The sequence below is a fragment of the Acidobacteriota bacterium genome (assembly GCA_026393675.1).
In the GTDB taxonomy this organism is placed as follows: domain Bacteria; phylum Acidobacteriota; class Vicinamibacteria; order Vicinamibacterales; family JAKQTR01; genus JBAXOX01.
The window spans coordinates 33,119-55,469 of record JAPKZQ010000044.1 but is presented as its reverse complement, the minus strand read 5'-3'; the positions used below and the strand labels follow the sequence as shown (position 1 = coordinate 55,469).

Genomic DNA, 22,351 nt, shown 5'->3' with positions numbered 1-22,351 from the left:
GGTCTGAGGTCGCCGGCCTTACAATCCCCATAGCCGCAGGCCACCAATGCGGTTCAGTTCAACGGGCCTTATCCGCGCGCGACCACAGCGGCCTCGATCTCGAACGGGCATCGCGCGCGGATAAAACCCTATCTGTTGGGCAGGCAAATGAAACAAGGACACGACCTTGGCAAGCAGTCAGTGTCTGCAGCCGCCAATTCGGGTCCACAACTCATGACTGATCCACGAGTTTTGCAGGTTAGCGATGCCGCAATCACCTGAACTCGCCGGCGGCGAGGGTTTCACCTTCGAGGGCGACGTAGCTGCGTTCTATCTCGTTGCGCTGTTAGCCGAGGCACATGCACCGGGCATCGATGATCGAACCGTTGCCCGCGTGTCGGTTCAGCAGCGCGACTTCGGCGAGCCCCTTGATGACGTGATCGTCGATTTTGAAGACGCCGAAAAGACCCCCGCTCGCCTTAGCCTCCAGGTAAAGCGTTCGCTCACGATCAGCCAGGCGACGACAAACACAGACTATCGCGACATCATCCGCGACAGTTGGGCCACCTTCAAAAAGTCTGATTTCCGCATCAACGCCGACCGTTACGGAGCAGCAATTGGCACGGTCACTCCTGCCAAAGAACGAGTGCTTAAGACCCTTTGCGATTGGGCCCGCGAAAGCTTGACGGCTGAGCATTTTGATGCTCGCCTTGCGAGCGCTGGCAGCGCCAGCGCCGAAATTAAAGCAGTCAAGAACGACATCGTCGCCTTACTGGACGAAGCGAAGGGAACTCCGTGCACGAGTGAAGAAGTGCATCGGTTCCTTGCGCACTTCGTGCTCATTCAGTTCGACTTCCTTCGCGAAGGCGCCACAGTTCCCCCTGATGCCATTAATCGTATCCGAGAGTGCCTCGCGTCCGATGACGCAGCCAAGGCGCCCCTCGTCTGGTCGCGGGTCATTCAACTGGCTCGCGCGTCAGCCGGCAAATCAGGCCAGTTTGATCGCACGCGGCTTGTGCGCTCGATCTCACCTGTCGCACGCCTTCGCGGCGCGAACTCCTTTCGCCTCGACCTTGCCAAGTTGACGGAGCTCGCAAGGAGCTACATAAACCTCATTCCGGACGATGTTGGCGGAACGAAACTCGACCGAACCTCACTCCTTGAGGACCTGGACGCCAAGCTCACGACGGCCCGTGTCGTCCAGGTTCGCGGCCTGCCAGGAAGTGGCAAATCAGTCGTGGTGAGGCGAGCGGTACAGCGCGCGCTAGAACGCGGGCCGGTTCTCTTCCTGAAAGCCGAACAGCTCGAAGGCACCAGTTGGATCAGCTACGCGACATCGGAAGGTCTCTCGGGTGCCCCCCTAGTGCAACTTCTCGTGGAGGTCGGGGCCGCCGGCACTCCCATTCTCTTCATCGATGCGATCGATCGCATCGAGAAAGAGCACCAGCCCGTCATCCTCGACGTGATCCGCGCCATTGTGGAGTCGCCGCGGCTCGACAACTGGCGCGTCGTCGTCTCCCTTCGCGACACCGGCATTGAAGTGCTTCGCAATTGGTTGGGCGAGTTCCTTGATGCCCTGAAGGTCGAAACGCTTAGCGTTGGTCAGCTAACCGACGAAGAGGCCGAGACGCTCGCAAGAGCCAAACCACACCTGAGGCCGCTTCTGTTTGGCTCAGCCCAGGTGCGGGAGATCGTCCGCCGCCCTTTCTTTGCGAAGGTGCTGAATCAGAGTTACATGGCATCACCTAGTGTTCCGACATTCACTCCTCAATCTGAAGTCGATCTGCTTGAGAATTGGTGGCAGCGGGGTGGCTATAACGCGACCGGCCAAGGCGCGATTGAACGCCGGCTTGCACTGCTCGGTTTGGCAAGTGTTCGTGCGCGCCAGCTTAGCCAGCCCATTCACCTCAGCCAGCTCACTTCGGTCGCACACATCGATGACCTAAGATCGGACGGTATACTCCAAGCTGCTCGCGAAGGGATCTCTGTCCGCTTTGCTCACGACATCTTCTTCGAATGGGCGTTTGTCCATGTCTTGGCCGATCGCGGGTCCCAATGGATGGAAGAGATCAAGGCCTGCGGCGAGCCTCCGGCGGTCGCACGCGTAGTCGAACTCGTCTCCCAATGGGAGTACGCGCGGGGACAAGACTGGTCGGTGTACCTCACGCAAACTGAGGGTTCGCCCCTTAGATCACAATGGCTGCGAGCGTGGCTGGTCGGTCCCCTTGGAACTGCGAGGTTCGAGGTTGATGAGGACCAATTCGCGACTGCGGTCTTTGCCGACGACTTCCGTCTCTTCAGGAAGGCGCTCGTCTGGTTTCAGGCTGAGAAGACCTCCCCGAATGCGAACATCCTCGCTGGCGCGCTCCCACAGGAGCAGCGCCAACGGTTCGCTGATCTTCTCGGGTGGCCTTCCGACTTCGCCGCGTGGCGCCGCCTCATCGACTTTATCCTCCGGCGCATTTCAGACATTCCGCAGAGGCTCTATCCGGAGATCGTCGCTATCTTCGAGGTCTGGCAGAACGCGCTAGCCGACCTTCGCAATCCGACGTCTCGTGCTCTCCTACAAGAATGCGCGACTTGGCTCGCCGCCATCGACGCGATCAGTACCGCCGATGGGCCTGACGAGAACTCTGTGTACTGGGAGAAGGTGCCCGACTTAGGCGCTTTCCGAAAATCCCTTAGCCAGCTCCTCTTAAGATCGTCGAGAGCCGAACCGACCCTCGCGGCCGACTATTTGCAGCGGGTCACCAACTCAGAGCGCATCCGTGACGATGCGTATCATGACATCGTCGCCTTCTCACCGGTCCTCGCGCAATCGCTGCCCCATTCGGTCGTCGCGCTTTCACTGACGTTCCTGAGAGAGGAGCTTCCAGACGAACAAGTCGCCCGCGAAGAACAGGAACTTAGTGACGCAGCCGAGTGGCGTAAAGCTGCTCTGGCCAAGCCGGAAGCCGAGCGCACGCGTCGAGATCAAATCGCGCTTTCGGTCGGGTGTTCACTGCGAACGATCGGCGATTTCAGCTACCACGACTGGGAGAGGCTTTCGATCCACGATGACTACCAGGGCTTTTGGCCCCCTTCGCCGCTTCGAGAGCCCTTTCACTCGCTTTTCCTATCATCGCCCGACGAGGCACTGCGGCTCCTTCGGGAACTCTGCAATCACGCGATGACCGCGTGGCGACAACTGCATCGCCACTCGCGCGACCGTGGAGGCAGCCCAATACCGCTCGAAATGACATTTCTCTGGGGCACCCAAAGATTCTGGGGCACTGATCGGGAGTATCTTTGGTTTCGGTCGACGTGGGCGCCGATGTCCATCGGCTGCGGGTTTTTGGCGCTTGAAGAGTGGTGCTTCGCCGAATTAGCGCGCGGCCGGCCCGTTGACGAACTGATCCAGCAAGTCGTCGAGGGGAACGAGTGCATCGCCATTCTGGGCATCGCGTCGATGCTTGCGCTCCACACCGAGACGGTGTCCGAAGCGACGTTACCGCTCGTCACCTCGCAGCGCCTGTTGGCTGCAGACCACAACCGAATGGGGCAAGACCTCTCGTCAACGGCGAACTTGATCGGCTTCACGCATCGCACCGACAAGCCTCACATTGACGCGATTCAAGCAGCAAATGCCCGGCTGGTCCGTAAGACCCAGCTTAGCTGGATGGTGCCTAACTTCATCTTTACGACGGGACCCATACGCGACCGAGCCCGCGAAGCGATCCTCAATTTCAAGGACGATCTGCCCTACCAGTACGAAGAGCACCGAAACATTCCGGAGGCGCGGGAGCACCTGACAGAACAGGCACTCGAATATGCCGAACTGGCGGACCAGAACAATTATCAGGCCTACCGTACCAAAGAGGATTCAGACCAGATTGCGATTGTCCACGTCAGCCCTTCTGCCGCCAAGCCTGAAAAGGTTGCTAGGGCCAAAGAGGCCTCTAAGCAGCTTAGGCAGACGAGCCTTTGGACATGGGCGTCCAAGTCTTTCGAAGAGAAGATACTGAGCGACACCTACACGGTCGAGGGTGCCATCGCGTTGGCCAGGAAAGCGGATGTCCGCGACTTGTTCGAGCACCCGAACGGCGAGAACGAAGAAGAGCTCTTGGGTATGCGTCGAGGTGCGGTCGCCGCGACCGCCGCCATCGCGCTCAACTTCCGAGAAGGGCGCACTCAAGAAGACCTTGAGTGGGCTCGTGACGTCCTAGGGCGCGCGATCCGTCTGCCAGAAAAGCCCGATCTGATGTGGTCGCCAGGTTCTATCATCCCGTGGCACCAGGCGATCTACGTTGCGCGAGGCGTCGCAGCGGACCTCCGCGAAGGTACAGCGGCGAGCGGCGCGGCTCGCGACCTCCTCAAGTTGATTGCACATCCACTTGAAGTCGTTTCATTGGCCGCGCTCGAAGAAGCCTGTAAACTTTGGTCCAAGGACCCCAAGCTGACTTGGGCCGCGCTGATCTTGGCATTTTCGCTCTGCCACGTTCCACTGCGGCCGCGCGAGCAACTCCGTCAACACGGTGAAGTGCTCCACTCGTCAAATGAAGCGCGAGCGGCGGTCGACGCGGCGCTTGCGTTCTATGAAAACGGCAGCGGATGGCCCTCCCTTCCGTTACCACCGCCAGCCTGGGTGAAGGTCGAACCCGGGAAGGGCGGGGGTGGGCGTCAAAGCCATGAAGAGTACGACGCGGATGACGCGGCCGACGCGGCTGAGGTGTGGGGTGAACCTGCTGTCTTCTGGCATTCAGAGCAGGCCGCGGCAATCCTCAACCGCATCCCCTTCGAAGACGTCCTGAGTAGTAGCGCGAGAAGTGCGCTACTCGACTACCTCGCCGGTGTTCTCGACTGGACCAACCAGAAGAATGCGCCGCCTTGGGTGAAGCCCGGACGTCGAGATCGTTCGGCGACCCGCATCTTTGAGTGGACTCACGCCCTAGGAATGAAACTCGGCCATGTAGCCGGACTTCTCCCACTTAGCGACTTTCACGCCCGCTTCCTCGGTCCGATTTTGGGGCTCGAGGGCGACAATTGCTGGGCTCTTCTCTCTCCATTCGCGAGCGCCTACGTCTGCGCCCACGTGTACGATGCGCCGGTCGTTCCAGCCGACGCAGTCGCGACACTTGACCTCTGTCTTGGGCGACTTCTCCACGCCTCTGCCTTCAAGCGAGATGCCCATCGGAGCGGAGAATTCTCGGGCTTCGATCAGCCCGAGCTTGTTCGCACGTTGATGTTTGTCTCAGTCGAACGCGCGGACTTGGCCGCTCGCTACGTCAATGGCGACTGGTCAGAAATCAGCCGCATCTTGCCCCTGATTGATCGTTTCGTTCGCGCGGGCGGATGGGCTGGTTCCGTGATGGACCCGTTTTTGACGCTCTCTGAGCGCGCTGGGGCTAATTACCCGGCCGAAGCCTTCGCGGACCAAGTTCTCGCGATTATCGGCGACGGACCCGACAACCTAAAGGGTTGGCATGGAACGTTCATTCCGGCGCGCATAGCGGAGCTGGTGGAGCACTTCGCTTATCGTGACGCGCCTATGACGCTGGCTCTGGCCCAGAAGTTCCTACGGATTCTCGACATGCTGGTCGACATGGGCGATCGGCGTAGTGCGGCGCTTCAGCTTGGTGAGGCATTTCGCGAAGTGCGTTTGCCCTCCTAGCCGTAGAAGCTCGCCCAGATAATTGCACTTACTTGGCCCATGTTCTTTGCACCAAGGCCTTACATGTGCCAGCCGTTCGATTGCCAATAGTGCGTGTACGGCTACCTTGGTTCTAGACTAAACATCTGAGGAGCAGTATGTCGGAGTCTTTCCTGAGAACACCTTAAGCTTATCGCGCCCAACAAGGCGGTGCATCGGACGGCCTGACTGGCGCCGGTGACCTGTGACGGTAGGCATACTCGAACGGTACGATGTCAAAGGGGTTTCGACTGTTCAGCATGATTGATTTCGATAGCATCGATGAGTGGGCTCCTGACCTTTCGCGCGCCCTTACCTCTGGGATTCCCACCGATCTGCGGCAGCACCTCGTTCGAGCCGCGCCCACGTACATCGAGGATGCGCTGGACGTGACCTTGGCACAGGCTGGGCGCGACGCCGTCATCGATCTCACTTTGCGTTGGATCGAATCAACGACGGTCGCCGCGTACCACGGAACCCGCTTGACCGATTCCGAGCTCGCCTCGGTTCGATCCGAAGGGCTTGTTCCCCTAGTCGCAGACGCGCGGCGCAACCGACTGGAGAGGGCCTTGTCCCGCCATCCGCTGTGGCCACAAGTGTGCGGTCGGTTGCCGGAGGCACTCCGGAAGTACGGTGCCGGCGGCACAGCTGGCATTCGCGAGGGCCAAGTACACCTTACGCTTTCAAAAACTGGATTGGTGCACGCTTTCAATCACTACTTGATCGGTGGTTCCGAGTTCGACCAGCAGGTCGCTCTTGATTTGCTTGGGGAAGACGGGCGGGCTCTTCTCGGCGAAGACGGCACAGCTCGAGTAATCCAGTTCGCCGTACCTGGGCCGGCCGCGATCCAGACAACCCATCCCTTCTTCAGCGTCCAGATGATGCGCGATCGAGGCGAGGTACCCAATCTCGTAGGTGATCTCTTGGCGTCGTGGAGCTACAAGCAGGTTCATCCAGAGTTCCAATCTCGGCGCTTGGAAACGGACTGCGGCCTGTTCTTTCGCGCCACTGTCCCAGCGGCATGGATTTCGGCAATTGATACGCTCAATGACTCGGCCTTTGTTCCCAGGTGAGCCGCCCAACATCGCGCTGCACCCGACCGCCGCCGGTGGTATTGTGAGTGCCGGCGGGTGAGCGCGAAACGTCGGTTCCGCCTACCCTGCGACCGGCCGCGTACCGAAATCAAGGGGTTTCTGAGACTTGCGCTCTCATCGTCCAGCTAGCCGATTGACGAGGGAATCGGGGCGAAACAGATGGCCGGTTCGCGGGGGTTTCTGAGACGGCGATCGGGGGTGACTGATGCACCCGAGCGACACGAACAGCTGAATATGGCGGGTGCGGAGGGATCGAGTTGTGACCGACTCACCCGCGCAATCGAGGCTCCATCGAGGGAGCGACGTCGGCTTGGCCCGGTGTAGCGGGCATTGTTGGCCGGATGCTATACTGCGTACATCATGGCTCACCAGTTTACGGCAATCCTCGAACGCGACGGGGACTGGTACGTTGCGTACTGCCCCGAGATTCCCGGCGCGAACGGCCAGGGCCACAGTAAAGACGAGGCCCGTCAGAGCCTCGCCGAAGCGATTGCCCTAATCCTCCATGATCGTCTCGAGGACGGTCTGCGGGGAGTGCCTCCCGATGCTGAGCGTGATACGGTGACTGTTGCGTGAAACGAACCGCGCTGCTGCAGCACCTGCGCAAGCATGGGTGTGTGCTGAAGCGTGAAGGCGCCTCGCACTCGTTGTGGCAGAATCCCAGAACCGGCACCGTTGAAGCCGTGCCCCGCCACACGGAGATTCCGAATACGCTCATCCGCAAGATCTGTCGTGGACTTGGCGTACCCGTCATCGGATAGTCTTCAGGCGTCCGCCTGAACGAACTGCGCAGGTTCGCACTATCTGACCAGCAGAATCGACGCGAGGGCGGCCAGCGCCATGGCGCCGAGTCCGATGCCGACGACGCGGCGGAACGGCGGCCGCGAAACCGCCAGCGCGAAGCCCAGCTTGAGCAGTGTGTTCGAGAGGGCCCCAGCGGCCACAGCCAGCGCCGATGTCGCGGCGAAACCGGAGGTCGACGCGTTCTTCGCCATCGAGAGCAGCAGCGCGTCGACGTCGGCGAAGCCGAGCAGTGCGCCCGACACGATGACGCCGACATCGCCCCACGCGGCTCGAACCGCGTCCACGACGAACATGACGACCTGGAAGAGAACCGCCATCTGGAGCGCAGCCGAGAATTGGAGCGGATTCTGGTGCGTCTCGATTTCGTGACGCTCCTCCTGCTTCCGGCGCCAGCCGATCAGCACGCCCACGAGACCAACCAGAAAAGGCGCCACGATGTACGGCAGGATGGTGAGCATCAGCGTCATCGACAGCACGGCCGTGGCCGCCACGATGCGCACGAACATGACGGTACACGCCCCGATCACCCCATAGCCGAGTGGCGCGCCGACCTGCGTATCTTCGGTCCGGCTCGCCCGCGCAAACGTCAGCGTCACGCTCGTCGACGACACCATTCCGCCAAGCAGCCCGGCGATGAGATATCCCTGCCGCGCGCCCACAAACATGCGCGCCACGTAGCCGATAAAGCTGAGGCCCGAAAAAAACAGCACGAACATCCACAGTTGGCGTGGCCGGAATCCGCCGAGCGGACCGTACGGGCCTTCGGGCAGCATTGGGAGGATGACGACGGCCATCACTGTAAATCGAATGGCGGCGCGCATTGCCATCTCGTCCATCCGATCGACGAAGTCGTGCATTCGCGACTTCTCTACCAGGATCAGCACGGTGACGGCGATGATCGCGCCAGCCAGGCGAGCCTGCCCCGCTCCGGCAAAGACGCCGGCCATCAAGGTGACCAGCGCGGCCACCTCGGTGGTGCCATCGATGTCGTGCTCGCGCGACGCGGCCGCGTACGCGAGCAGCGCCATCATCGCCCCGCTCGCTAGCAGCACGACCCCGAGCCATGTGAGATTAGCGGCGTAGAGCCATCCCGCGCCGCCGCCCAAGCCCCCGAGCAGCGTGAAGGTCCGCACGCCGGCAAAACGACCCTCCTGGCCTTTGAGATGGCCCGACCGCTCGCGCTCGACCCCGACCGCTGCGCCGCCACACATCGCCAGCAGCAATCCGAGGTCGCGAAGCGTGGCGTCATCCATGGGTGGTCACGGCCTCGCCGGCCTCCCTGGGGCGCGCGGCGCCCAGCGAACCGGCCAGTACCGCCCACAGCGCGTGCCCCAGTCTCGGCCGATCGTGACGCGCGATGTCCCGCCGCCAGAACGTGCCGCTGACAAGCCGGCAATGGTCGGGCAGCGAGCCGAGTTCGAGCGGCCGCTTGTGTTCGGCGCCGTACCGCGCGAGCACGTCGGCTGATGGCCGACCTTCGTTGAACACGACCGCATCGACGCGGCGTTTGATGAACGACTCGATCCGGCTCACCTCATCGGCCGCCGTGAATCCGTCCATGCCACGCCCTTCCGTGAGCAGGTTGGCCACGAGCACGATCGGGCCAGGAACCGGTGCCAGGGCCTCGGCCATGCCCTGCACGGCGAGCACGGGCAGCAGACTCGTGTAGAAACTGCCGGGGCCAATCACCACCGCGTCCAGATCCTGCACGGCCGCAGCCACCTGCGCGTGAATACTGACCTCCGGCTCGAGCCAGATATCCTGGATCACATGCCCGGCCGTCTGGCGCGCATCGATCTGGTTCTCGCCCTTCGTCACGTGACCATCGGCGTAGCGCGCGCAGAGCGATGCCTGATCGATGCTCACCGGCCACACGCGGCCCTTGCAGCCAAGCAGCGAGCGCAGGCCTTCGACGGCGGCCATGAAGTTGCCGCTGTAGCGCTCCATCATCGACAGCAGCAGATTGCCGCCGGTGTGCCCGGCCAGCCGCGAGTCCTCGAGCGTCGGCAAGCGCGACAGCAGCACCCGCCGCGCCTCGCGCTCGTTGCGGGCCAATGTCAGTGCACACTTCAGGATGTCGCCCGGGGGCAACACACCCAGTTCGTCCCGAAGCTGGCCCGAGCTTCCGCCGCTGTCAAACATCGTGACGATGGCGTTGAGGTCGATCCAGGGATTCCGCTTCAATCCGCCCAGCACGCTCGGCAGCCCCGTTCCCCCGCCGAAGCAGCCGACTTTGATGATCCGGAGGCGCATGCGGGGATTCTACCAGTCCTTCCCGCGTCTTGAACCCCGACGGCGTCTTTTCTCGTATGACTTAGTAGAATAGAGCCTATGGCAGACCCAGAGACCATTCCCGAACCCGTCATCAAGCTCCTCCACGAACTCGACACCATCTTCGGCAAGCGGCTCCAGTCCGTGTCGATCTACGGCGGCAATGGAGAGGCCGAGGCGCTGACGGGCGGTGCGGCTGGAGAGGCGCATGGCCACGTTCACACGCTGGTGATCGTCGAGTCGATTGACGCCAGCGATCTGCGCGCGTGCGCCAACCTCGCCAGCACGTGGAAGCGACGTGGACTGGCGACACCGCTCCTGATACCGGGGTCCGAGCTCGCACGGTCGCTTGATGCGTTCCCGCTCGAACTCGGCGAGATCCTCGCCCATCACCGCGTCGTCTTCGGCACCGATGTGCTGGCGGGATTGACCGTAGCTCCGGCCGATATTCGTCGGGCGTGCGAGGTCCAGGCGCGCAGTCATCTGCTGCATCTGCGTGAAGGTTACATCCAGGCTGCGGCTCAGCCTCGAGAACTTGGGGCTATCATCCAGGCGTCGGCGCGTCCGTTCCGGCTGCTGCTGGTGAGCATGGCCCGTCTCGAGGGCGTCGACGTCACGGATGCCGCCCGGTTCGCGGGCCACCTCGAAGCCACGGTGGGCCTCACGCCCGGAGTCGTACAACAGGTCCTGGCGGCTGGTGGATCGAAGGGCATCAGCGCCACCGACGCGCAGAGTCTCTATCCGGCGTACATCCACGTGGTCGAACGCCTAGTGCACTATGTTGATGCGTGGCAGGCGTGAGATGGCCCCTCGCATGACCTCTCGCGGTCGCTCTCTCGCGTCCGGGTTCATCACGATCGTGATGACGCTTGGCATCTGCGCTGGCGTGGCTCGCCCGAGTCATGCCCAGCCGCCGCCCCCGCCGCTCACGGCCCCGATCAACGACTTCGCCAACGTGATCGACGGACAGAGCAAGGTCGCGATGGACCGCACGATTCGCGATCTGCTCGCGGCGACGGGCGACACCATGATTGTCGCCACCGTCGCGACGGTGGTCCCGTACGCGGATGCGAAGGAACTCGCCGTCAAGATGTTCGCAAACAGAGGCTCGGGCATCGGCAAGAAGGGCAAGGACAACGGCCTGCTGGTGCTGCTCGCGATCAAGGAGCGGCAGGTCTGGGTTGAGGTGGGCTACGGCCTCGAAGAGATCATCACTGACGGGTACGCGGGCGACGTCAGCCGGCAGGTCATGACGCCCAGCTTCAAGCGCGGAGAGTATGGTCAGGGCCTGCGCGCCGGCGTCGAGTACTTCGCGCTCCATATCGCGGATGCGCGAGGGGTCTCAGTCGGCGGCGTACGCCGGCCCGCGCCCGTGAGCCAGCGGCCGTCGACGCGCTCGACCGGGTTACCGTCGATCGGCATCATCATTCTGGTGCTCCTCTTTGGCATCGCAAGAATCATCGGGTGGTTCATCTCGCCATCCTCGGTGCGCCGGTCGAATCGCTGGGGTGGCGGGGGGTGGAGCGGGTGGACCGGCGGCGTGGGAGGATTCGGCGGTGGTGGGTTTGGCGGCGGGGGTGGATTTGGCGGGTTTGGCGGAGGCGGCAGTGGCGGGGGCGGCGGCGGGTCGAGCTGGTAGCCACCAGACATCCGGCACGCCCCTAAACGCGTAGAATGAATGCAATCGACATCTGGATGGACACGATGAGACGACTGATTATCAATGCCTGCATCGTCCTGACGGCGATGGCGCTGTCGGGATGCTCGTACAACACGTTTGTCGGCCAGGAAGAGGCCATCAAGAGCCAGTGGTCGCAGGTCGAGAACCAGCTTCAGCGCCGAAACGACCTGATTCCAAACCTGGTGAACACGGTCAAGGGCTACGCGAGCCACGAGAAGGAAGTCTTCGAGGCCGTCGCCGCCTCGCGGGCGAAACTGGCGGGTGCCAGCACGCCCGAGGCCAAGATGGCCGCGGCCAACGAGCAGTCGTCCGCGCTGGCGCGATTGCTGATGGTGGTCGAGAATTATCCGCAGCTCAAGGCCAACGAGTCGTTCAACCGGTTGATGGACGAGTTGTCCGGCACCGAGAATCGCATCGCCGTCGAACGGATGCGGTACAACGAGAAGGTCCAGGCGTACAACACCAAGCGCCGCGAGTTCCCCTCGAACATCACGGCGTCGATGTTCCGCTTCAAGGAATACCCCTACTTCCAGACACCCCCCGAGGCGAAGAAGGTCCCGACGGTCAATTTCGGCAAATGACCATGCGTGCGTGGCCCGGCCGGTCGCATCCGCTTGGCGCGACGTGGAACGGCCTGGGCGTGAACTTCGCTCTGTTCTCGGAACACGCGACGGCGGTTGATCTCTGCCTGTTCGACTCGGCCGCCGACGCGCGCGAGACGGTGCGCGTCCGGCTGCCCGAGCGGACCGATCACGTCTGGCACGGCTACTTCCCGGACGTCAGACCCGGGCAACTCTACGGCTATCGGGTGCACGGCCCGTATGCGCCGCAGGATGGCCATCGGTTCAATCCCGCGAAGATCCTGCTCGACCCGTACGCCAAGGCGATCGGCCGGAAGCTGCAGTGGGACGATGCGATCTACGGAGTCGACCGCGACGCGAGCCAGCAGGACCTGACGCCAGACACGCGTGACAACGCGGCGGTGGCGCCGCTTGGGGCGGTCATCGACCCCGCCTTCACGTGGGGCGACGATCGCCGGCCGCGCACGCCGTGGCACAAGACGATCATCTACGAGCTGCACGTCAAGGGCTTCACGTACCGCCATCCGGGCGTGCCCGAGTCGCTGCGGGGCACGTACCTGGGCGTGTCGTCGGACGCGGCCCTGCAGCACATGAAGGAGCTCGGCGTCACCGCGGTGGAGCTGATGCCGGTCCATCTCCACGCCACCGATCGCGACCTCGTCTCGCGCGGTCTCACCAACTACTGGGGCTACAACTCGCTGGCCTACTTCGCGCCCGACGTCCGCTACGCCTCGGCCAGGGGGCGCATGGCGGCGGTGCGCGAGTTCAAGATGATGGTGCGGGCGCTGCACGAAGCGGGTCTCGAGGTTATTCTCGACGTGGTGTACAACCACACGGCCGAAGGCGATCACGTCGGGCCGACCCTCTCGATGCGCGGCGTCGACAACGCGTCGTACTACCGGCTGATGCCCGGCAATCCGCGTCTGTACCAGGACTTCACCGGCTGCGGCAACACGCTGAACATGCGCCACCCGCGCGTGCTGCAGCTCATCATGGACAGCCTTCGGTACTGGGTCGTCGACATGCACGTCGACGGTTTCCGGTTCGATCTGGCAAGCGCCTTGGCTCGCGAGCTGTTCGAGGTCGACAAACTCGGATCGTTCTTCGACATCATCCAGCAGGATCCGGTTCTCTCGCAGGTCAAGTTGATTGCCGAACCGTGGGACCTGGGCGAGGGCGGATATCAGGTCGGCAACTTCCCCGCCGGCGGGACGGAATGGAACGGCCGGTACCGCGATCTGGTCCGTCGCTTCTGGCGCGGCGAGGGCGGGCAGGTTTCTGAACTGGCCAGCCGGCTGGCGGGCAGCAGCGACCTGTACGCGCAGGGCGGCCGACGTCCCTACGCGAGCATCAACTTTCTGACATCACACGACGGGTTCACGCTGCGCGATCTGGTCAGCTACCAGGCGAAGCGCAACGAGGCGAATGGCGAAGGCAATTACGACGGCGAGGCGAACAACCTGAGCTGCAACTGCGGCGTGGAAGGGCCAACCAATGATGCCGCCGTGCTGGCGCTGCGTGCCCGGCAGATGCGCAATCTGCTGGCGACGCTGCTGCTGTCGCAAGGCGTGCCGATGATCTGCGCGGGTGACGAGTTCGGCCGGACACAGCGCGGCAACAACAACGCCTACTGCCAGGATAACGAGATCAGCTGGCTCGACTGGAACCTGAGCCGCGAGCAGGCCGACCTGCTGACGTTTGTCCGTGACCTCGTCCGGCTCCGCACCAGTCATCCCATCCTGCACCGTCGGACGTTTTTCCAGGGCCGCGGCGGTCGCGGTCAACACGTCACCGACATTCTGTGGTTCGATCCGGTCGGGCGCGAGATGACCGATGCCACGTGGAACGCATTCCAGGCCCGCTCGCTCGGCGCCATGCTGGCCGGGGACGCGATTGCGGAACTCGACGACCGTGGCGCCCCAGTCCGCGACGATACGCTGCTCATCCTGCTGAATGCCGACGTCGCGCCCATCCGCTTTACCCTCCCGCCATCAGCGGAGGGACGCACGTGGACGTGCCTGTTCGACACCAACGGCACGCCGCCCGCGATCAGCGCTGGCGCCGATGCGTCTGTCTATCCCCTGGGTGCTCAGTCGCTGGCGTTGCTGCGGCTGGGTTTGGCGCGAGAATTGGGGTCTGACCCCATTTCTCATAACGCCGCGCAGTCGGCCGTGACGCGAGCGACGACCTCGGCGGCGGCCTGCTCAACCAGCGTGGACAACCCGACCCCGTCGCGGAATTCCGCGCTCTCGATACCGTAGACCACCAGTCGTGACGGAAGCTGCCCGAGCAGCCTGCCGAGTTCAATGGCCTCGCCCAGGCCAATCTGGTGGGACGTCCCGCGAAAGACGCGCGCGGGAGGGATGGGGACAACGGCCTGCCCCCCTGCGAGTTCGAATCTGTGGACGGTTCCGACCGGCGCGCCGGAACTGACCGCATCGATAACGAAGACGAAGGGGCGATCGCACCACGACGCGATCAGATCGGTGCCCTCGCCGCAACGTTCGTACACCTCGACGCCGGGCAGCGCGAGGGCCCTGATCGACCGTGCGACGGCAATGCCCACCCCGTCATCTCGGCGGAACTCGTTGCCGATGCCGATCACCAGCACCTGACCGGGATTCGGGGTTCGGGGTTCGGGAGTCGGGAGTCGGGAGTCGGGAGTCGAGGTCACGATTGGCTCACGCGGGCGTAATTCATTGCGCCCTTACAGCCACATCTCCGCGGCCACCAACTGCGGGTCGTCGGTCCTGCGGATGATGATGCCGAGCTTCTCGCACATGCGCTGCATGTCGGTGTTCTCAGTCAGCACGTCGGCGCGTAGGCGCGACAAGCCTTCCCCACGCGCGATCTCGATCAGCTGCCGCATCAGCTCGGACCCGAGGCGCTGTCTCTGGTAGCGATCGATCACGAGGATGGAAAACTCGCCGTCATTGGTGCCGTGGATCTTGTGCAGACGTGCCACGCCGATAATCTCGCGCTCCCCGGTCTGCGGATCGCGGATCTCGGCCACCAGCGCCATCTCGCGGTCGTAGTCGATGAAGCAGATGCGCGTCAGCCGTTCGTGGGTGACGCGGCTCCCGAGCTTCAGCAGGTGGAAGTACCGCAGGTACACGCTGCGTTCCGACAGTCCTTCGTGGAATGTCACCATCAACGGTTCGTCTTCGGGGCGGATGGGACGGATCGTGACGGCCGCCCCGGACTTGAGCGTCGCCTCGCGCACGTAGCGACGCGGATACGGGCGAATCGCGAGCCGCGGCAGCGCCTCCGGCTTGACGTCCGCGCCGTGGAGCACCACCCGCGCGTCGAGCGCGACGAACTGTTCGGCCGACACTTTCAACGGGTTGATGTCGATCTCCTTGATGTAGCGCTGCTCGACCACCAGCTGACTGAAGCGCACCAGCAGTTCATCGAGCGCGGCCAGGTCCACCGGCGCCCTCCCGCGCACGCCCTTCAGCGCCGAGTAGATCTGGGTGCGTTCCAGCATCCGCCGTGCCAGGGTCGTCGTCAACGGCGGCAGTGCCAGCGAGCGGTCCTTGAATACCTCCACCAGCTGGCCGCCAGCCCCGACCAGGAGCACCGGCCCGAACTGCGCATCGAGGCTGCACCCGACGATGAGCTCGTAGCCCTCGAACTGGACCATCGGTTGAACGGTCACGCCGAGGAAATGCTGTGCCCCGGCTTTTTCGGTCACCGACGCCTTGATGGACTGCCAGGCCCGACAGACGGCATCGGCGTCTCGAAGATTCAGGTGCACACCCCCGACGTCGGTCTTGTGGGTGATCGTCTCGGAGTAGAGCTTCAGCACGACGGGATAACCGAGGCTGTCCGCGTGGAGCACGGCCTCGTCAATCGCGACGGCGATCCGCGTCGGCACCGTCGGAATCCCGTACGCCGCCAGCAACTGCTTCGACTCGTGCTCGGCCAGCAGCGTCCGTCCGGTGGAGTGGGCATGTCCGATGATGCGCGCGGCAGCGTCGCGATCCGGGATCCCCTCGATGTCCTCCGGCAGCGCTGGCGTCTCGTACAGCCCCCGGAGGTTGTCGCTGTATCGCCACATGTACGAGAACGTCTTCGCCGCGGTGTCGGGATAGGAAAACGTCGGAATCCCGGCTTTGTTGAGGATCGATTCTCCGGCCGCCACATCCGCGCCGCCCATCCAGCTGGCCAGCACCGGCTTGGTGTACTGGCGCGCGTGCGCCTTGAGTGCCTCGGCGGTCTGGGTGGGATCGGTCATCGCCTGGGGCGTGAGGATGACGAGCATCCCGTCGGCGTTCGCGTCCCGGGCCGCGATGTCGAGCGCTCTGGCATACCGCTCGGGCTCGGCATCTCCGAGAATGTCCACGGGGTTGTTGTGGCTCCAGTGCGGCGGCAGCAACTCGTTGTAGGCCGCCATCGCTTCATCCGAGATGGCGGTCAGTTCCCCGCCATGACTGATGAGCGAATCGCAGGCGAGCACTCCAGGCCCGCCGGCATTGGTGAGGATGGTGAGTCTCGGGCCTTTCGGGCGCGGCTGCTTGGCGAGCACCTCGGCCATGTAGAACAGCTCGGCGATAGTCTTGACGCGCAGCACGCCGGAGCGCCGGAACGCCGCGTCGAGCACCTCGTCGCTGCCGGCCAGCGCGCCGGTATGCGACGCGGCCGCCTTGGCCGCCGCCTGCGTCTTCCCCGCCTTGATGACGATGATCGGCTTGGTGAGCGCAACTTCACGGGCCGCCGACAGGAACGACCGCGCGTCGCCAATCGACTCCATGTACAGCACAATGCTCCTGGTCCGCGCATCCTGCCCGAGGTACCCGATCAGATCGCCCCAGTCGACATCCACCATCGATCCGATCGAGACAAAGGCGCTGAAGCCCACCGACATCTTGTGGCTCCAGTCGAGGACGGCCGTGCAGAGCGCGCCGCTCTGGCTGATGAACCCGACCGACCCGCTGCGCGCCATGCTGCTCGCAAAGGTGGCATTGAGGCCGGAAATCGGGCTCATCACGCCCAGACAGTTGGGACCGATGACCCGCATGCCGCCTTTGGCTGCTTCTTCGAGAATCCGACGCTCGAGTTCGACACCAACCGGACCAATCTCCTTGAAGCCGGCCGAGATGACGACGGTCGACGTGATGCCCGCCTCCACGCCTTCCTTGATGACGTCTGGCGCCGCCCCAGCTGGCGTCACGACGACGGCCAGGTCCACCGTTTCTGGCACGTCCTTCAGCGAGGGGTACGCCTTGATGCCGAGGATGCTGGATCGCTTCGGATTGACCGGAAAGACCGTACCCCCAAACGGGTTGGTGATGAGGTTCCAGAGAATGGTCCGGCCGACGCTGCCGACCTTCTCCGTGGCGCCAACCACCGCCACCGTACGCGGCGAGAAGAAATTCTCGAGCGGATGGCGATCGATCCCCAGCACGTTGGAGGGCGGTTTGAACGGCGGTTTGAGTGAAACGGCTTCCCGGTCAGACGACATGCGACGGTACTCCTTCTACACGCGCTCGACGTTGAGCGTCAGAAAATGCGTGGCGCACGAGATACAGGGATCGTAGTTTCGGATCACCTGCTCGCACTGCCACGTCAAGGCATCGACGGGCGTGTTGATGCGGGGCGTGACGTACTCCCGCAGGTCCGCTTCCATCATTTTCTGGTTCTGCGATGTCGGCGGGACAATTTTCGCGTCGAGCACCTGCCCGCGCGGATTGAGGCGGTAGCGATGGAAGAGGATCCCGCGCGGCGCCTCGGTGCACGCGTAGCCGACGCCAGGCGTGGGCCTGAAGTCGACGACCGCCTTGGCCGGCTTCTCATACGACTCGATGATGCGCAGCGCCTCGTCGCAGGCGTACACAATTTCGACGGCCCTGACGATGATGCTCTTGAACGGATTGTGACAGGTGGGCCCAAGACCCGCCCGCATAGCGGCGTCGCGGGCAATCGGCGAGAGCCGGTCGTAGTTCAGGTTGTAGCGCGCCAGCGGCCCGACCAGGTACGGACCTCGTCCCGTATGGATGGAATGGAGCGCGTTCGAGTGGGCGACGTGCTGCTCCTCGAAATTCTGGTCGTACTCCCGGACCGCGATGTCCAGCCCCTTGTTCGACGCCAGGCGCCCCTCGTTGAACGGGTAGTCATGGGAATGGCGGAGCGCCACGTACTCGTAATCGCGCTCGAAGTCTGGGAACGGCAGTCCGGCCGTGAACATGACGGCCTCGATCGCCGCATCGCGCGCCCACTTGAGCTTCTCGCCCAGGGGCGCGAGTTCGGCCCTGGTCGGCACCTTGTAGAACCCGCCGACGCGCACGCTGATGGGGTGGATCTCGCGCCCGCCGATAAGCGCGACCAGATCGTTGCCGGTCTTCTTGAGCTGAAGCGCCTGCTGCACCACCGGCAGATGGTCCCGGGCCATCGCGATCGCGTCCTGGTAGCCGAGAAAGTCCGGCGCATGCAGAAAAAAGACGTGGAGCGCGTGGCTTTCGATCCACTCGCCGCAATACAGCAGCCGGCGCAACTGCCGCAGCTCTTCCGACACGGTGACGCCGAACGCGTCCTCGATGGCATGCGCCGCGCTCATCTGGTACGCCACCGGGCAGATGCCGCAGATGCGCGCGACGATGTCGACCACTTCGTCGTACGACCGCCCTCGCAGGAACGCCTCGAAGAACCGCGGCGGTTCGAAGATGGTGAACTTGACGTCGGTGACCTTGTCGTCCTTCACCTTCACCGTCAGGCCGCCCTCGCCCTCGACGCGGGCGAGCATGTCGACCTTGATCGTCTTACTTCTCATTGGCCTCACTCTCCTTGCGGAAGGCCTCGGCGTAGGCGTTGAAGCCGCGGAACTGCCGCACGAGCTGTTCGCTCGTCACCCATTGCGCCCGCCACGTGGCGGCGAGCGACGCCGTGTTGGCCGCTTCCTTCGGACCGAAGCACCCGAAGCAGCCCCGGTGGTAGGTCGGGCACAGGGCACCGCAGCCGGCCTGCGTCACCGGCCCCAGGCACGTCGGCCCGAACGCGACGAGGCCGCACACGTTCCCCTTCAGCTTGCACTCGACGCAGACGCTGTAGTTCGGGATGTTTGGCTTGCGGCCGTTCAGGTACGCGCTCAGCACTTCAACCAGCTGCGTCTTGCTGATCGGACACCCGCGCAGCTCGAAATCGACAACCACGTGGTCGCGGATGGCGGTCGACTTGTTGAGCGTCTCGATGTACGCCGGGGTGGCGTAGACAATCGAGATGTACTCCTTGACGTCCTTGAAGTTGCGCAGCGCCTGGATGCCACCCGCCGTCGCGCAGGCGCCAATGCTGATCAACACCTGCGACGCGCGGCGGATCTTGTGGATGCGCTCCGCGTCATGCGGCGTCGTGATCGAGCCTTCGACGAGCGAAATATCGTACGGCCCCTTCGCAACCGCCCTGGAGGCCTCCGGGAAATTCGCAATCTCCACGGCGCCGGCCACCTCGAGCAGTTCGTCCTCGCAATCGAGCAACGACAGCTGGCAGCCGTCGCACGAGGCGAACTTCCAGACGGCCAGTGTGGGTGTGGACCTGCCTGCCATGTCAGATCTCCCGCTGGGACAGCAGTCCCTGGATGGCGTCGTACCGGAACACCGGCCCGTCCTTGCAGATAAAGGTGGCACCGCACTGGCAGTGCCCGCACAGTCCGATGCCGCACTTCATGTTGCGTTCCATCGACAGGTAGATGTGATCGGTGTCGACGCCGCGCTTCTCGAGCTCGAGCGCGGTGAAGCGCATCATGATCTCCGGGCCGCAGATCATCGCCACCGTCCGCGTTCGGTCAAACGGCGCCCTCGGGATCAATTTGGTGACGACGCCAATGTTGCCGTGCCACCCCTCGGTCGCGCGGTCGACCGTCACGTACACCTCGATGTCGAGCCGCGCGCGCCAGGCTTCGACCTCCTTGCGGAACAGGATGTCGGCCGGCGTGCGGGTGCCGTAGAGGATGACGATCTTGCCGTAGCGATCGCGATTGGCGAGCAGTTGATAGACCGTCGGCCTCAGCGGCGCCAGGCCAATTCCACCCGCCACCACCAGGACGTCGTGGCCCACCGCCTGCTCCACCGGCCAGCCGACGCCAAAGGGCCCGCGCACCCCCAGCATGTCGCCTACTTTCATCGTTCGCATGGCCCGGGTCACCGCGCCGACCGCGCGCGTCGTGTGCACGAGCGTCTCCGGGCTGCCGGGGTCCCCGCTGATCGAGATGGGCACCTCGCCGATCCCGCGGACGTAGAGCATGTTGAACTGCCCGGCCAAGAATCGGAACGGCTGCCGTCCGGCCGCCAATCCCAGCTCAAGCGTAAAGGTGTCGTCGGTCTCCCGGCGCACCTGCTGGACCGTGTAGAGGTCCGGCAGCATGGGGCTCTGAGCCAATCCGTTCATCACCCGCACCCCGTCAGGAACGCACGCCATAGACGTCGAGCAGCTGCCACCGGGTGGCGTCGAGGCGCTGCTCGATAATCCTGGCGAACCGCTTCATCAGTTCGTATCCGAGTTCGTGATCGTCTTCGCACTTGGTGCGCATGCAGCGGGCATCGAGCGAGATCGCGCGCGTCGGCTCGATCGCACGTGCGTCGAACCGCCAGTGATACGGCGGGATCAGCCACGACCAGCCGAGCACGTCGCCCTCGCCGTAGGTGTCGATAGCGACGGCACCCTTCTGCGGGGCGAACAGTTCCACCGCCACCTTTCCGTCGCGGAGGATGTAAAAGTGATTGGCTTCCTGGCCCTGGCGGAACACGAACGCGCCGGCCTCGAACCGCACGTTCGAGGCGCAGCCGACCAACAGCGCCAGGTGCTCCTGTTTCAAGCCCTTGAGGAATGGATGCTCGGCGAGGATGGGTTCGAGCGTGTGCATCATCTTCTCCTTACACGGACGCGGCAGGCGGCTCGGCCGGGATCTCGCCGGCAAAGGCCCGCACCTCTTCGGTCACATCGATGCCGACAGGACACCACGTGATGCAGCGGCCGCATCCAACGCAGCCAAACGTGCCGAACTGATCGACCCAGGTGCTGAACTTATGGGTCAACCACTGGCGGTATCGCGCGTAGGGCGAAGGCCGCACACTGCCGCCATGGATGTACGAGAAGTCGAGATTGAAGCAGGAGTCCCACGTGCGCAGGCGTGAGGCGTGCGCACCGGAGAGATCGGTCTGGTCGTCGACGGTCGCGCAGAAACAGGTCGGGCAGACCATCGTGCAGTTGGCGCAGGTCAGGCATCGCTGCGCCACCCGATCCCAGCGCGGGTGCTCGACGTTGCGGGCCAGGCGCTCCTGTAACCCGTCGGTCGTCACGGCCCGGCCCATGTGCGTCGCGGCCCTGGCCACCAGCGCGTCGGCTGTGCCGGTTTCCTCAATGGTCGCGGGTCGAGTCGTCACGCCGCGCAGCACGGCCGCACCGCGATCACTCCCGGCCGCGCCGACAAAGTAGTGCCGGCCGCCATCGACGACTTCGGTGAGCGCGATGTCGAATCCGCTTGTGGCCGATGGCCCGGTCCCCATGGAGGCACAGAAGCACGTGCCGCCGGCTTCACCGCAGTTCACCGCGACCACGAACGCCCGCTGGCGGTGGTGCCGGTACACCGGGTCGGCATGCGGCCCCTGCAGCAGCACACGGTCCTGCACCTGCATCGCGGCGATGTCGCACGCCCGCACACCGATGAACGCCATCGGCGGGGACGCGTCGGTCTCGGCGACCAGCGTGAAGCCTGAGCCTTTGCGCTCCGCCCGCCACAACCGTGAGACCGGCGGGTAGCAATAGCGTTTCCAGCTCTGCGGGGCCACGGTGTACGCGAACCACGCCCCCGACTCGTCGGGCACGAGCCTGTATGATCCAGGCAGCTGCCGGTCGGTCTTCCCGGCAGGCAGTTGGTCGGTCGACGCCAGGTCGTCATACACGATGGCGCCGTTGCCAAGGACTGGACCGAGGACCCGATATCCATCCACCCGCAGCGCATCGATGATCTGCTGCAGCGCGGCCGGCTCGAGCGTCACCCGCTCCCGGCGTTCTGTCGTTGCGTCATTCATGGGCTCTCGTGACCGGAGGCTTTCGGCGTCCGCCTGCGCCAGAACACGGCGCACATGGACGCATTTGTCCCAACAAGCAGCATAGCGCAGAGGGCGCTGTCGGGCGGACGTGCCGGCGCGAGGGGGAGTTGGGGAGACTGACAGCAGCGCTCGGCGGCCCGCCGAGTTTCCGGCAAGTCCGTCCGCGGGAGCGGGGGCTGGCTGTTGTCACAGCAAGCCGGTTGCCAGCTTGTTCCCGTGCGCGAGTCGCT

The 22,351-nt window shown here is 63.9% G+C and carries 16 protein-coding genes; 7 read left to right on the top strand and 9 right to left on the bottom strand.

The annotated features are described in order from the left end of the window. Positions 1-244 precede the first annotated feature (244 nt). From NT151_11475 to NT151_11465, 3 genes are all read left to right on the top strand, one after another. Positions 245-5,629 (top strand): ATP-binding protein, encoded by a 5,385-nt coding sequence (locus NT151_11475; protein ID MCX6539534.1) that lies wholly within the window; start codon positions 245-247, stop codon positions 5,627-5,629. Between the two features lie 278 nt (positions 5,630-5,907). Further along, a complete protein-coding gene (locus NT151_11470) occupies positions 5,908-6,720 on the top strand; it encodes a hypothetical protein (GenBank protein MCX6539533.1) in 813 nt (270 codons plus the stop codon). A gap of 593 nt (positions 6,721-7,313) precedes the next feature. Then, a complete protein-coding gene (locus tag NT151_11465) occupies positions 7,314-7,502 on the top strand; it encodes a type II toxin-antitoxin system HicA family toxin (GenBank protein MCX6539532.1) in 189 nt (62 codons plus the stop codon). A 39-nt stretch (positions 7,503-7,541) separates the two neighbouring features. Here the strand turns inward: NT151_11465 and NT151_11460 are convergent, their stop codons facing one another. After that, entirely contained in the window at positions 7,542-8,798 is a 1,257-nt protein-coding gene (locus NT151_11460) for an MgtC/SapB family protein (GenBank protein ID MCX6539531.1), read from the bottom strand. After that, on the bottom strand, positions 8,791-9,798 hold the full coding sequence (locus tag NT151_11455; protein ID MCX6539530.1) for a YvcK family protein: 1,008 nt from the start codon (positions 9,796-9,798) through the stop codon (positions 8,791-8,793). Before NT151_11455 ends, NT151_11460 begins: the two co-directional genes overlap by 8 nt. Before the next feature lie 78 nt (positions 9,799-9,876). On the opposite strand from NT151_11455, the gene NT151_11450 reads away from it, so the two are divergent. The 4 genes from NT151_11450 to glgX all read left to right on the top strand — a co-directional run bounded on the left by NT151_11450 (position 9,877) and on the right by glgX (position 14,339). Then, positions 9,877-10,617 carry a hypothetical protein gene (locus NT151_11450; GenBank protein MCX6539529.1) on the top strand — a complete coding sequence of 247 codons (741 nt, stop codon included), beginning with the start codon at positions 9,877-9,879 and terminating at the stop codon, positions 10,615-10,617. Positions 10,618-10,630: 13 nt separating this feature from the next. After that, entirely contained in the window at positions 10,631-11,455 is an 825-nt protein-coding gene (locus NT151_11445) for a TPM domain-containing protein (GenBank protein MCX6539528.1), read from the top strand. 65 nt (positions 11,456-11,520) lie between these two features. Beyond that, a complete protein-coding gene (locus NT151_11440) occupies positions 11,521-12,078 on the top strand; it encodes a LemA family protein (GenBank protein ID MCX6539527.1) in 558 nt (185 codons plus the stop codon). 2 nt (positions 12,079-12,080) lie between these two features. Then, positions 12,081-14,339, top strand: coding sequence for a glycogen debranching protein GlgX (gene glgX / locus NT151_11435; GenBank protein ID MCX6539526.1), 2,259 nt, complete (start codon positions 12,081-12,083; stop codon positions 14,337-14,339). Here the strand turns inward: glgX and NT151_11430 are convergent. Genes NT151_11430 through NT151_11400 form a run of 7 tightly spaced genes read right to left on the bottom strand, consistent with a single transcriptional unit; the run spans position 14,228 to position 22,100 of the window. After that, positions 14,228-14,752, bottom strand: a complete 525-nt coding sequence (locus tag NT151_11430) for a hydrogenase maturation protease (protein MCX6539525.1) — start codon at positions 14,750-14,752, stop codon at positions 14,228-14,230. The two genes, glgX and NT151_11430, sit on opposite strands and share 112 nt — an antisense overlap. 33 nt (positions 14,753-14,785) lie before the next feature. After that, positions 14,786-17,542, bottom strand: a complete 2,757-nt coding sequence (locus NT151_11425; GenBank protein MCX6539524.1) for a bifunctional acetate--CoA ligase family protein/GNAT family N-acetyltransferase — start codon at positions 17,540-17,542, stop codon at positions 14,786-14,788. A gap of 15 nt (positions 17,543-17,557) precedes the next feature. After that, entirely contained in the window at positions 17,558-18,847 is a 1,290-nt protein-coding gene (locus NT151_11420; protein ID MCX6539523.1) for a Ni/Fe hydrogenase subunit alpha, read from the bottom strand. Continuing rightward, positions 18,837-19,616: an oxidoreductase gene (locus NT151_11415; protein ID MCX6539522.1), complete on the bottom strand. Its 780-nt coding sequence runs from the start codon at positions 19,614-19,616 to the stop codon at positions 18,837-18,839. The genes NT151_11420 and NT151_11415 overlap by 11 nt, the downstream gene beginning before the upstream one ends. A 1-nt stretch (position 19,617) precedes the next feature. Continuing rightward, complete coding sequence (locus NT151_11410; protein MCX6539521.1) at positions 19,618-20,457, bottom strand: FAD/NAD(P)-binding protein; 840 nt, start codon at positions 20,455-20,457, stop codon at positions 19,618-19,620. 13 nt (positions 20,458-20,470) lie between these two features. Beyond that, entirely contained in the window at positions 20,471-20,932 is a 462-nt protein-coding gene (locus tag NT151_11405; protein ID MCX6539520.1) for a cyclic nucleotide-binding domain-containing protein, read from the bottom strand. 10 nt (positions 20,933-20,942) lie between these two features. Continuing rightward, complete coding sequence (locus NT151_11400; GenBank protein MCX6539519.1) at positions 20,943-22,100, bottom strand: 4Fe-4S dicluster domain-containing protein; 1,158 nt, start codon at positions 22,098-22,100, stop codon at positions 20,943-20,945. Positions 22,101-22,351: the final 251 nt, after the last annotated feature.

Coding starts and splice junctions, on each gene's coding strand:
- NT151_11450 (MCX6539529.1), top strand. CDS start 9,877: ATGGCAGACCCAGAGACCATTCCCGAACCCGTCATCAAGCTCCTCCAC.
- glgX (MCX6539526.1), top strand. CDS start 12,081: ATGCGTGCGTGGCCCGGCCGGTCGCATCCGCTTGGCGCGACGTGGAAC.
- NT151_11405 (MCX6539520.1), bottom strand. CDS start 20,932: ATGCACACGCTCGAACCCATCCTCGCCGAGCATCCATTCCTCAAGGGC.
- NT151_11460 (MCX6539531.1), bottom strand. CDS start 8,798: ATGGATGACGCCACGCTTCGCGACCTCGGATTGCTGCTGGCGATGTGT.
- NT151_11445 (MCX6539528.1), top strand. CDS start 10,631: ATGACCTCTCGCGGTCGCTCTCTCGCGTCCGGGTTCATCACGATCGTG.
- NT151_11425 (MCX6539524.1), bottom strand. CDS start 17,542: ATGTCGTCTGACCGGGAAGCCGTTTCACTCAAACCGCCGTTCAAACCG.
- NT151_11475 (MCX6539534.1), top strand. CDS start 245: ATGCCGCAATCACCTGAACTCGCCGGCGGCGAGGGTTTCACCTTCGAG.
- NT151_11400 (MCX6539519.1), bottom strand. CDS start 22,100: ATGAATGACGCAACGACAGAACGCCGGGAGCGGGTGACGCTCGAGCCG.
- NT151_11415 (MCX6539522.1), bottom strand. CDS start 19,616: ATGGCAGGCAGGTCCACACCCACACTGGCCGTCTGGAAGTTCGCCTCG.
- NT151_11420 (MCX6539523.1), bottom strand. CDS start 18,847: ATGAGAAGTAAGACGATCAAGGTCGACATGCTCGCCCGCGTCGAGGGC.
- NT151_11455 (MCX6539530.1), bottom strand. CDS start 9,798: ATGCGCCTCCGGATCATCAAAGTCGGCTGCTTCGGCGGGGGAACGGGG.
- NT151_11410 (MCX6539521.1), bottom strand. CDS start 20,457: ATGAACGGATTGGCTCAGAGCCCCATGCTGCCGGACCTCTACACGGTC.
- NT151_11440 (MCX6539527.1), top strand. CDS start 11,521: ATGAGACGACTGATTATCAATGCCTGCATCGTCCTGACGGCGATGGCG.
- NT151_11470 (MCX6539533.1), top strand. CDS start 5,908: ATGATTGATTTCGATAGCATCGATGAGTGGGCTCCTGACCTTTCGCGC.